General features: G+C 64.3%; 9 protein-coding genes. 3 read left to right on the top strand and 6 right to left on the bottom strand.

The genetic code is table 11. The features are described 5' to 3' along the window. Window positions 1-680: 680 nt before the first annotated feature. The 3 genes from ASE89_RS21050 to ASE89_RS19510 are packed head-to-tail and all read right to left on the bottom strand — an operon-like array spanning window position 681 to window position 2521. A complete protein-coding gene (locus ASE89_RS21050) occupies window positions 681-1205 on the bottom strand; it encodes a hypothetical protein (protein ID WP_156363223.1) in 525 nt (174 codons plus the stop codon). Then, the gene (locus ASE89_RS00715) at window positions 1202-1435 is read right to left on the bottom strand and encodes a hypothetical protein (RefSeq protein ID WP_082451166.1); all 234 of its coding nucleotides are present in this window, start codon (window positions 1433-1435) and stop codon (window positions 1202-1204) included. The genes ASE89_RS21050 and ASE89_RS00715 overlap by 4 nt, the downstream gene beginning before the upstream one ends. Window positions 1436-1489: 54 nt before the next feature. Continuing rightward, on the bottom strand, window positions 1490-2521 hold the full coding sequence (locus ASE89_RS19510; protein WP_168427515.1) for a tyrosine-type recombinase/integrase: 1032 nt from the start codon (window positions 2519-2521) through the stop codon (window positions 1490-1492). A 639-nt stretch (window positions 2522-3160) separates the two neighbouring features. Between ASE89_RS19510 and ASE89_RS00710 the strand changes: the two genes are divergently transcribed. Beyond that, complete coding sequence (locus ASE89_RS00710) at window positions 3161-4672, top strand: globin-coupled sensor protein (protein WP_056673128.1); 1512 nt, start codon at window positions 3161-3163, stop codon at window positions 4670-4672. A gap of 52 nt (window positions 4673-4724) precedes the next feature. Here the strand turns inward: ASE89_RS00710 and ASE89_RS00705 are convergent, their stop codons facing one another. Together ASE89_RS00705 and hemC are read right to left on the bottom strand one after the other, a co-directional pair. Continuing rightward, complete coding sequence (locus tag ASE89_RS00705) at window positions 4725-6371, bottom strand: uroporphyrinogen-III synthase (RefSeq protein ID WP_056673124.1); 1647 nt, start codon at window positions 6369-6371, stop codon at window positions 4725-4727. Next, on the bottom strand, window positions 6368-7276 hold the full coding sequence (gene hemC / locus ASE89_RS00700) for a hydroxymethylbilane synthase (protein ID WP_056673121.1): 909 nt from the start codon (window positions 7274-7276) through the stop codon (window positions 6368-6370). Before hemC ends, ASE89_RS00705 begins: the two co-directional genes overlap by 4 nt. 75 nt (window positions 7277-7351) lie before the next feature. Here hemC and tsaD point away from each other — a divergent pair, with 75 nt between their 5' ends. Further along, window positions 7352-8380, top strand: coding sequence for a tRNA (adenosine(37)-N6)-threonylcarbamoyltransferase complex transferase subunit TsaD (gene tsaD / locus ASE89_RS00695; RefSeq protein WP_056673118.1), 1029 nt, complete (start codon window positions 7352-7354; stop codon window positions 8378-8380). Next, a complete protein-coding gene (locus tag ASE89_RS00690) occupies window positions 8377-9354 on the top strand; it encodes an NAD(P)H-dependent glycerol-3-phosphate dehydrogenase (protein ID WP_056673116.1) in 978 nt (325 codons plus the stop codon). Before tsaD ends, ASE89_RS00690 begins: the two co-directional genes overlap by 4 nt. A 45-nt stretch (window positions 9355-9399) precedes the next feature. On the opposite strand, the gene ASE89_RS00685 is transcribed toward ASE89_RS00690, so the two are convergent. Beyond that, a complete protein-coding gene (locus ASE89_RS00685) occupies window positions 9400-11229 on the bottom strand; it encodes an AsmA family protein (RefSeq protein ID WP_236701572.1) in 1830 nt (609 codons plus the stop codon). Between the last annotated feature and the right edge of the window lie 93 nt (window positions 11230-11322).

Raw genomic sequence — 11322 nt, 5'->3', positions numbered from 1 at the left:
GGCTTTGCCGCTCCCAGCGGGCGGAATTCGCGGAAGAGATCGTCCGACGGGAAAGCGGCCCCGCCAAATGGTGATAACCGCCGTCAGGTTAGCCGCTTTCTCGAAAATTTCCTTTATCTGACCTTAGGTAACTGCAGATCACTTTGCTGAACGGATCTCCGCTTCCGGGGTAGCGGAATACCGACCGGGGCGTCCGGTGGGCGTTTTCAGGCATTCGCCAATTGCGGTGCACACCATCAGCACGTCGAGCCTACCGGAGGACGGCATGACGATGGCAGGCGATCCGCTCGCTGACGGGCACATCCCATCGCGGCTTCGCTCTCCTATGGGCGTTACAGTTTCAAGGGCGGTTGCCTCGCTACGTGATTAGTGCCTGGTTCTCACGGTCTACCTAAGTTCTGAATCTGTCATCGCTAAACTTAAATGGGGGCTGCGGGGCATTGCAGCCCCGAATCCCTTGTAGGCGGCCATGCAGCCCCTGTGGGCGCTTCGACAACCTTTCGCTATACCAACTAGCTCTTACACCTACAAGCCCCTGCAAGGGCGTTATAACGGTTTTGCGTGGTGTCTCGACGCTAATGCCCTTAAAGGTCAGTTGGTCAGAATCGAAATAAACTGTAACTCTATATTATTATGTTACCTTTTTTCTTTTCGCGTAAATAATAAAAAGAGAGATAATATCAATTATCGAGTTTACTCTCTATCTCAGATGGGGATGCTGGAAAGTGATCAGTGACGTAAAGTCCTTTGAAAAATCTCGGCTTGTAGATCCCATAGTGCAGACAATCGGGAAAATATATTCCCGATGCATTACATAAGCGTTCTATTTGCGAGATTCTCCAGTCGTGAGACCAAGGGCGCTGAACGGCACGGATTAACTCATTGCGGTTCAAGCCTGTAATACTGCTGGCTTCCGTGTTTGAAAGATTACGTGATTCAGTGAGGTCATATACAATGCTGCCAAGATGTGACCGCAGCCGCATTGAATGGTCACTTAGTCCAAATGGCACTTCGTCGGTCCGACTGCCGCAATAGCTTGGGTCGATCTTTTTGCAGAGCGTGCGAACGCTGACCGTTGCGAGGCCTAACCTGTCAGCTATCGTAACAGGCGACAGGCCTTCCGCCATCAAAGCCCTGACGGAGCCCGGCGATGTGGTTGTGTTGCGGGTTGGCCGAGTAGCCTGCTCCTGATCGGCGGCGCTCACTTGCCTGCTCCATGAACTGCTGCATGCTGTCCGTTGGCAAGGCGGTCGGCAACCTTCGCGACTTCTGAGCGCAGGTAGCGCCGCGATGATCCGATATGGATCGCATCGATGTCGAGAATATGGGGCAGGCCGTGGACGCGCTTGTGGCGCTGCCCACGGACCCACGGAGTTGACATCGCAAAAACCGCAGCGACGTCACGGTCATTCATATACGTACGCAAATTATTCATTATCGTCTCCGATTCAAAACATAACCTAGATATGGAGAATCGGAGAAAACAGATTTATGAGAAACTTAAGAACGCGCTATCAAGCAAAGTTGTTCCAAGAGGATTGTATACGGCGTAGGTAGACATAAGCATGTCGGTATTTGAATGACCGAGACGTCCCGCGACCGTTCTCATATCCACCCCTGCGTCGACAAGTCGCGTAGCGTTAGTACGTCTAAGATCGTGCAGCCTTACATCGCCGAGTCCGCAGCGCTTCCACAGGGTTGTAAGCTTTCTTTTCAGAGTAGTTAACGAAATGGGGAAAAGCCGGATATCACCATCAATACGCTCGACCGCTTTCAATCGCTCGACAATCCTACACATTTCAATAGTTCCCGGTATTGTTCTAGACTTCCCGCTTTTGCTAGTATGAACAATGACGGCCATGCCGCTCGCGTGGGTTATTGTATCATTGAACGTTAAATCCAACATTTCTTGGCGACGCATTCCACTATGGAGAGCCCAAAGTATGAAATCGCGAAGCCAGCCGCGCTTTTGAAAAGGCATTAGATCGGCGATAGCGTTATCTTCGGTCTCAATTTCTTTAGCGACCATAAGGACGTGGGCAATTTGCTGAGCTCCAAGTATGACCTGTCGCGACGTAGCTCCTTTGATCTTGTCAGCCAATCTGGCCGGATTACTTGCAATATGCCCTGCTTTAACGGCATTGTTTAGGATCGAACTCAATGTAGAAAACTGCCGATTTACCGTAGCAGGCTTGAAACCGAGCGCGCGTTGTGATGCCGCCCATCGATCTACATCTATAACCTTTATATCCCGGAGGAGCTTGTCGCCAAACGCTAATAGAAGATGATTGTATACATGCCCTTTAATAGTTCCATAACCTTTTACCGTTGGCTTCTTTTGTTTCAACCAAGCCTCGGCGTGTAACGAAAAAGTGGGGTGTACTTTATCCTCAATATCTTCACCACGGTCGGCTCTACCTTGATATTCGCGCCTACGAGCGTCCAACTGCTCCCAGGTAAACGAACTTAATAAGCCGATCTTAATTTCCTTAGATCGAGAGTTGGGCAGGCGTATCTTCACGTATGCAGTGATCTCACGTTGCCCGTGCAAGAGGCCTATCCCGTTTACGTAATGAGCCCTCTTTCCGTGGTTGGCCGGTGGATTATCCCGCAAACTTTCTAGCGCCTCGAACCGTCGTGGTCGGCCGCGTGGTCTTGTCACTTGTTGTGAGGTCATTTGATATGTTCCTGATATTGCTTATAAATATTCAACGGTTCAGGAGGGAATAAGATTCATCAATCCCCCACCGGTTCCCCACTAAGAACGGCTAGAATTGAATATAACGGCGTTAACCAGCATAACGGTCAGGGAGAGCTTAGCTCTGCCAAGATCTGTCGGAATGAACTGTTATAACGCTGAAAACGTCTGACTCCGGCCTTGCCAAGGTTGGGGTCGAGGGTTCGAATCCCTTCGCCCGCTCCAGTCGCTGCCTCGAACGGCAGCGGCTTTCGCCGATTGGTGATTCCAAACCTACACGTTAAACTCCCAGATGGCGTCACGCCATACGTACGGGATGCTTGATCTATGTATGCCCGACAACGACGATTTGTTGAGGCGGACCTGACCGATAGCGGCGCCGCGTTGCTATAAATTGGTCATCTACCGCTATATTCGGAGCCGTCCGTGTCCGTTGACCAAGTTTCGTCGCGTCTCGCCTTCATGGAAATGGGAGCCGATCAACAGGCAACCGTCGCCGCCGTCCGGCCCTTGATCGAATCCCTGATCGGCGGCGCGCTCGACAAATTCTACGACCGGGTCCGCAATCAGCCCGAAACCTCGCCCTTCTTCCGCGATGCCGGCCACATGACTTCGGCCAAGTCGGCCCAGGCCAAGCACTGGATGAACATCGCGCGAGGGCAGTTCGACGCGAGCTTCTATGACAGCGTACGGCGGATCGGGACCGTTCACGCGCGGATCGGGCTTGAGCCGCGATGGTATGTCGGCGCCTATGCGCTCGTCCTCGAAAATCTGCTTGCGGGGATCGGCCGCCACTACAGCCCTTGGCGGCGGCTGGTGAAGGGGCTCCGCACGCCGAGCGCGACCGATGCCAGCATCGCGATCGTCAAGGCGGCGCTGCTCGACATGGAATTGTCGCTGTCGGTGTATTTCGAGGAAGCCCAGGTCGAACGCAACGCTGCGATCACGACCATGGGCAAGGCGCTGAACGCGCTTGCCGCCGGGGATCTGTCGACGACGCTGACGGGGCTCCCGGCCAGCTTCGCGCCGCTCGAGGACAGCTATAACGACGCGCTCAACCAGTTGCGCACGCTGATCGGCGCGGTGTCCGAAAGCGCCACCGCGATCCGCACCGGATCGAACGAGATCGCGCAGGCGTCGGAGGATCTTGCCCGCCGGACCGAGAGCAATGCCGCTTCTCTGGAGGAGACTGCCGCGTCCGTGACCCAGATGGATGGCCGGCTTCGCGCCTCAGTGACCGCGGCCAGCCAGACCGTCGAACGCGCCGATCAGGCGATCGCGACGGTCGGGGGCGGTCGCACGGTGGCGGATCTGGCGGTACAGGCAATGGGCCGCGTATCGGACAGCGCCAAGGGCATCGACAGCGTGATCGAGGGGCTGGACAAGATTGCCTTCCAGACGCGCGTCCTGGCGATGAACGCCGCGGTCGAGGCGGGAAGGGCCGGCGATGCGGGTCGCGGATTCGCGGTCGTGGCCGATCTGGTATCCGCGCTCGCGATGCGTGCGGAGGAAGAGGCCAAGCGCGCGCGCGACCAGCTGACGGTGACGCAGACCGACATCGTCACCGCGGTTGATGCGGTGACGAAGGTCGATGGCGCGCTCGCGGCGATATCGGACGACGTGGCGCAGGTTCACGCCCTGCTCGCCACCATGGCGCGGGACAATCAGGCACAGTCGGTCGCGATCACCGAGATTTCCGCGACGATCGGGACGATGGACCAGACGACGCAGCAAAATGCCGCGATGGTGGAGGAAACGTCGGCAGCGGCGCGCAACCTAGCCGCCGAGGTGGGCACGCTGGCCGATCAGGCCCGACGGTTCCGCACCAGCGATTCCCGCGCTGCCAAGCCGCCGGTCGCACCTGCGAAACGGGATTATGGCCAGCCCGAAAGCTATACGTCGCCGGTCAAGCCGTTGCCGCCAGCCGCAATCACGGCGATGGTTCGCCACGAGGACGACTGGAACTCCTTCTGACGCCCTGACAAGTCCTAGGCGACAGGCCTCGGCCGGTCGACCTGGCGGGGTGTCAGGGGGCGGGTACGGCGACCGGCGCCTCGGTCTGCGTCGATGTCGCCACCGGTGGCAGCACCGGGGTGGTGACCACGATCGGGCTTGGCTGGGGCTGGCCCGCCTGGCCCATCAGCGCGGTGTTCTCGAGAATATCCAGCGCCTTGCGCGCGACGATGTAACGGCGGGCGGCGTCCATCCAGTTGCTCGCCTGAGTCGCGCCGGGCAGGCGCTCGACCTCGGCGCGGGCCGCCTCGACCTGGCCGGCCTCGAGCAGACGCCGCGCCCGTGCAAGGCGGTCTGCCGGCATGGGCGAGGCCATGCTCTCCTCGCGCAGCACGATCAAGTTACTGAATTCGCGCCGCACGGTCTGCAGCCAGCTGTCATTGGTGGTCCCGTTGGTGCTGGTGATCTGCGGCGCGATCGTATCGAGCCCCTGGCGCAGATCCTCGATCGTGACCGGCTGGTGCGCGGCCTGGATCACTGCGGCCGTGGGGCGCGGCTGGGCGCGCCCGAAGCGCAGCCGCAGCTGCTCCTCGATATAGCCCAGCCCGACACCGCGCTCGATCGCCCGACGCGCGGCGAACGCGACCATCAGGCCTTCCGCGCGGGTCGCCTGACCCCCGGCTGCCATCGCGTCGCTTGACACGGCCGCGGTCCGGGCCTCGAGCGCGGTGAGCTGGCCCGCCAGCGTCGCCTCGCGCGTCGCCAGCATTGCGGTGTCGACCCGCGGCTGTTCGCCATTTGCGTTGAGCGGTTGCGCGGGGGTGAAATCGGGGTTGCCCGATGCCGCCGCGGCCGTGGTCGATCCAGCGGCCGTCAGACCGGTGCGCTGACCAAACCATGGCATCGTTTTCAGCGCATAGCCCATCGCTACCGATCCGGCGATAAAAGCCAGTCCGATCAATATGATGATAACACCCAGGCGGGGGCCGCGTGCCCGGGGACGCTCGATCGGCACGTGGTCGCTCATGACGCGCTTATCCCCGCGACGCGCGTCAGGGTCAATCGCGCGCTTTGCGGCGATCGTCACGAGCGCATCGTCGGTGGGTGTCTCCGCCACAACCAGCGCGGCCCAGCCGCTGCCCGCGGCGTCGGCCGCGGCTTGGCTGATCGCAGCGATCGTGACGCGCGACCGGTCGATGCCGGCCTGTGCGACATGCTCGGCAAACGCATGCGCGGCGCGGGGTGAATGGATCAGTACGAGCAGGTCTTCGTGCCGAGGCAACATGATATCGCCGATCCGCAGCGCCTCACTCGCATAGACGGTGCACGCGACGACGTCCGGGCCGGTCGGCCTGCGGTCGCGACCCGCCGGGTGGAACAGGCGGTCGAACCCGGATGCCCGCGCCGCGTCGATCGCGGCATCGACGTTGCTGGTGCCGGTCACCGCGACATTGAAGCCGGCGAGCCGGGCGGCGGCGGCCGTGGCGTCGCCGACCGCAATCACAGGCAGCGCCTTGAGTGTGTCGGGCAGGGCGCCATGGCGAACCGCGTTTGCGCTGGTCAGCAGAACGGCATCGAACCCGCCGAAGTCCGGCGGCGTCCAGGCGACGGGGACGACCGTGAACACGGGCATCGCCAGGGGCTCGAGCCCCAGTCCGCGAAGCTTGGCGCATGTGTCGGCGTTGCCCGGCTCCGGGCGCAGCACGACGACGCGGGTCATGCGGCGAACAGGCGCCGGACGCTGGCGGGGGCGCGGGTCAGCAGGTCGAGCGCAAGTGCGGTACCAAGATCTTCGTCGATCCCGCCTTCGATCGCGCCGGAGACGTCGCACGACCCGTCCTCGGCGATCAGTTCGCCGCGCAGCGTCAGCGTCTCGCCGGCCAGCGAGGCAAGGGCTGCCACCGGCGAATGGCAATCCGCCCCCAACCGCGCGAGCAACGCGCGTTCGGTCCGGACGCACAGGCTGGTATCGGCGTGATCGATCGCCGCGACGATCGCCTGTGCCGGCTTGCCGACCAGCGTCTCGATCCCGACCGCACCCTGGGCGGGTGCGGGCAGCATGATGTCGGTCGGGATGGCATGACCGATCGCCGTCCGCCCGAGACGATCGAGCCCGGCGGCGGCAAGCAGCGTCGCGTCCATGTCGCCGGCCGCGACCCGCGCGAGCCGCGTATCGACGTTCCCGCGAATTAGGACGATGTCGAGATCGGGGCGCGATCGCAGCATCTGCGCGCGTCGCCGCGGCGAGCTGGTGCCGACGACCGCGCCCTGGCGCAAATCGGCAAGCGTTTCTGCGCCGATCAGCCGGTCGCGCACGTCCGCGCGCGGCAGCATCGCGGCGATCTGCAGGGTCTGCGGGCGGATCGTCTCGACATCCTTCATCGAATGCACCGCGCAATCGATCTCGCCGTCGTGCAGCGCGCGATCGAGTTCCTTCGTCCACAGCGCCTTGCCGCCGATCTCGGCGAGCGCGCGATCCTGCACACGGTCGCCCGTGGTACGGATCACGACCGTCTCGATCCGATCCGGGGACCAGCCATGCGCGGCGCACAAGGCGTCGCGCACCATGCCTGCCTGCGCGAGGGCGAGGGGCGAGCCGCGTGTGCCGAGCCGAAAACGAGTCATGACGCCTGCATGCAGAAACGCGGCGCGTTCGACAAGCGTGAGGACAAGCCTTGTCCGGCGCGATAGGGATATGGGATGATCATTCTGGGTATCGAATCCTCATGCGACGAAACCGCCGCCGCGCTCGTCACCGCCGATCGACAGGTGCTGGCGCACCGGTTGCTCGGGCAGGAGGCAGCGCATGCGCCGTTCGGCGGAGTTGTGCCGGAGATCGCGGCACGCGCGCATGTCGAGGCGCTCGAGCCGCTGATCGTCGCGGCGCTGGCCGACGCGGGGCTCAAGCTGGCCGATGTCGATGCGATCGCCGCGACGGCCGGGCCGGGGCTGATCGGTGGGGTCATGGTCGGGCTCGTCACCGGCAAGGCGCTCGCGCACGCCGCGGGCAAGCCGTTGATCGCAGTCAACCATCTGGAAGGCCATGCGCTGTCGCCGCGGCTGTCCGATCCCGATCTTGCCTTCCCCTATCTCCTGCTGCTGGTGTCGGGCGGGCATTGCCAGTTGCTGCTGGTCGAAGGGGTCGGCGCCTATCGCCGACTCGCGACAACGATCGATGATGCGGCCGGTGAGGCGTTCGACAAGACTGCGAAGATCCTCGGCCTCGGATTCCCGGGAGGCCCCGCGGTCGAGCGGGCCGCCGCGCTGGGTAATCCAAAGGCCGTGCCGCTGCCGCGCCCGCTCAAGGGTTCCGCCGAACCACATTTCTCCTTTGCCGGTCTCAAGAGCGCGGTCGCGCGGGTCGTCGGGGACTATGCGCCGGAGGATATCGCCGCGTCGTTCCAGGCCGCGGTGGTCGACTGCCTGATCGACCGCACGACCAAGGCGCTGAACGGTCTGAGGGTCACACCCACCGCGCTGGTCGTCGCGGGTGGGGTCGCGGCGAACGGCGCGGTTCGCGGCGCACTGCAGACGCTTGCCGCGGCCCGCGGCCTGCGGTTCGTCGCGCCGCCGCTCTGGCTGTGCACGGACAATGCGGCGATGATCGCCTGGGCCGGGGCGGAGCGGTTCGCGGCCGGACTGACCGACCCGCTCGACACCGCAGCCCGCCCGCGCTGGCCGCTCGATCCGGACGCCGAGGCGGTGCGCGGTGCAGGGGTGAAGGCATGAGGATCGGCGTCATTGGTGGCGGCGCCTGGGGCACCGCGCTGGCACAGGTCGCGGCGCATGAAGGTCGCGACGTGATCCTGTGGGCGCGCGAGCCGGCCGTCGTCGACTCGATCAACGCGACTCATGCGAACGCGCTGTTTCTCGCCGGCGTCGCGCTGTCGCCAACGATCCGCGCCACCGGCGACCTTGGCGCGCTGGCGGACATGGACGCGATCCTTGTCGTCGCGCCGGCGCAGCATGTCGGCAGCGTGCTCGCCGCCGCGCCGATCGGCGGCATCCCGCTAGTGCTGTGCGCCAAGGGGATCGAGGCGGGGAGCAAGCGGCTGGTCGGCGAGGTCGCGCGCGCGGTACATCCCGACGCGCCGATCGCGGTGCTGTCAGGGCCGACCTTCGCGCATGAGGTGGCGGCGGGGCTGCCGACCGCGGTGACGCTCGCCTGCGAGGACGAGGCGCTTGGCGAGGCACTCGCGACCCGGCTCGCGGCGCGGCATTTCCGGACCTATGCGTCGACCGACGTCGCGGGCGCGGAGATTGGCGGGGCAGTGAAGAACGTGCTCGCGATCGGCTGTGGCGTGGTCGAGGGGGCCGGTCTCGGCCAGAATGCACGTGCGGCGCTGATCGCGCGCGGTTTTGCCGAGATGACGCGGTTCGGGCTCGCGCGCGGCGCCCGTGCGGAGACACTCGCCGGGCTGTCGGGGCTTGGCGACCTGGTGCTCACCTGTTCCTCGACGAGTTCGCGCAATTTCTCGCTTGGCGTCGGTCTCGGGCGCGGCGAGGCCGCCGCCGCGTTGCTGGCTGATCGCCGCACGGTCGCGGAAGGCGCATTCACCGCCCCCGTGCTGCGCGAGGCCGCGCGTGACGCGGGCGTCGACATGCCGATCACCGAGGCCGTCTGCCGCCTGCTGGAAGGGACACCGGTTCGCGACGTGATCGGGGATCTCCTCGCGCGGCCGCTCAAGGACGAGGCGGGCTGACAGGAGGCGATTGCTTTATTCTCTCCGTGCCGGGGGAGGATCAGGTTACCGCAGCACCCGCGCGGCCAGCCCCGAGCAATCCGCATCTCTTGCGGCCGGGCCCTGTTTCCCCGTGATCGCGCGGCCGATCGCCTTGAAGATGTTGCCGACGGACTTCACCTCGGGCGGGATCGTTACCGTCGGCCGCTCGATCGTGCCGGTCATATAGGCCGAGCCCGGCACGCGCAGCAGCGCATGCTGTTTCGGCGTGCCCGTCAGCCGGATGTTCAGCGTCTCGCCTGGAAACACCACGCTTCCCTGACCGCGCAACAGGCTGGCGGTCGTGTCGACGATCATCGGATCGATCCGACCATGGCCGCGCGTCACGTCGAGTTTCAGCACGACGCAGCGCAGCCCCGCGCGCTCACCATCCTTCGCCAGCAGCGCGCGCGCCGCATCGAACCCCAAAGCCGCCGCGATTCCCTGCGGCAATTGCCCGTCGCGCGCGACGAACCCGATCGTGCCGTTCGCATTGCCGACCGCCGCGCGGATCGTCGTGCCGGGCCCCTTCAGCCGGGCGCGCGCGCTGACATTGCCGCTGAAATCGCCGCGGCCGCCCGCGAGATCCTGCACGCTGCTGCCACGCAGCCGCAGGTTGATATCAACCATCGGCACCTTGCGGTCGCCGCGCTGGTCGACCGTCAGCTTCCCCTCGACCCGGCCATGCGGCAATCGCGCGTCGAGGTCGCTGAGCGTCAGCAGCTGGTGGTCGATCGCCAGCACGCCCCTGGCGGACAGGATCGGCGACGCGCCCTTGGCGCTCACGATCCGCTTGATCCGGAACGCCATCCGCGCATCGGTGGTGTCGATCTTGCCGATATCGATCCGCGTGTTGGGCACGAGCCGCGGGCCGATCGCGCGCTCGAGCGCGGCCCCCTCAGCCTTGCCCTCGTCCGACGCCAGATCACCAAAATCAAACTGTCGCGACACGATCGCGCCGTCGACCTTGCTACGGCCATCCTGCTTGTCGACGCTGACATGCCCGGTGAAATCGGACCGCCCGACCACGCCCTTCAGCTGGGTGACGGTCCATTTCGGCTGGTCGTGGCGGACATGCGCGGAGAATGACACCGGCTGCGTGCGGAACAGCCCCGCCTCGATCACTGCGTCGATCAGCTTGAGATCGGTCGCGCGCGCGGTCACGTCGAGTTCCATCGCGTCGGTGTCGAGCGGGTGGTCCATCCGGCCCTTCGCGGTGATCGAGAGCGCGTCGCCATCGATCGACGCGGTGAACGGCCAGGGCTTGCCCTGGAACCGCTCGACCGAAGGCCCCGCCACGGCGATCCGCACCGCCGCACCGCGGATCGTGCCGTTGCCGGCCGCGCGGATGCCGTGCACCGGATCGGCGGTGAAGCGTGCGGTGACGAACCGGTCCTGCTTGTCGTCGCGATAGGCGATCACGCTGTCGCTGATCGTCAGTCCGTCAAGGTCGGTCGAGCTCCCGCCGCCCTTCGGCTTGCCCGGTCGTTCCCAGTTGGTCCGGCCGTTCCTGTCGCGGACCAGCACGAGCCGCAGCCCGCGCGCCTTCACGTCGCGCGGCCCGAACGCACTGTTCAGCAAAGCGAGCCCGGAAAACGTCGCCTCCGCCTCGCGCAACCGGACGAAATCGCCCGTTCCGGCCCATGCCGCCTGCGGGATACGGACGTCGGTGATGCGGATCGTGGGGTTGAACCCGAACGTGTCGACGCGCTCGATCCCGCCGATCGTCACCGGCCGGCCGAACCGCGCGGTAAGCTGCCGCTGGATCACGCCTTTGAGAGAGCCCCAGGGGAAGGCGGCGAGCACGATCAACCCCAGCACCACCACGCCAGCGACGACGATGCCGGTGATTTTCACCCAGCGTTTTGCGAAGAATCCCCTCATCCTACCGCGACGCGCCGCCGTGAAATACGTTCCGCGTGCGTCAGGACCGCTGCCGCAGATTTACCC

The organism is Sphingomonas sp. Leaf30 (assembly GCF_001422525.1).
Taxonomy (GTDB): domain Bacteria; phylum Pseudomonadota; class Alphaproteobacteria; order Sphingomonadales; family Sphingomonadaceae; genus Sphingomonas; species Sphingomonas aerolata.
Note: the sequence above shows the minus strand (reverse complement) of the source record. Positions and strands in the feature narration are given on the sequence as shown.

Coding starts and splice junctions, on each gene's coding strand:
- ASE89_RS00715 (WP_082451166.1), bottom strand. CDS start 1,435: ATGAATAATTTGCGTACGTATATGAATGACCGTGACGTCGCTGCGGTT.
- tsaD (WP_056673118.1), top strand. CDS start 7,352: ATGATCATTCTGGGTATCGAATCCTCATGCGACGAAACCGCCGCCGCG.
- ASE89_RS00705 (WP_056673124.1), bottom strand. CDS start 6,371: ATGACCCGCGTCGTCGTGCTGCGCCCGGAGCCGGGCAACGCCGACACA.
- ASE89_RS00690 (WP_056673116.1), top strand. CDS start 8,377: ATGAGGATCGGCGTCATTGGTGGCGGCGCCTGGGGCACCGCGCTGGCA.
- hemC (WP_056673121.1), bottom strand. CDS start 7,276: ATGACTCGTTTTCGGCTCGGCACACGCGGCTCGCCCCTCGCCCTCGCG.
- ASE89_RS00710 (WP_056673128.1), top strand. CDS start 3,161: ATGGAAATGGGAGCCGATCAACAGGCAACCGTCGCCGCCGTCCGGCCC.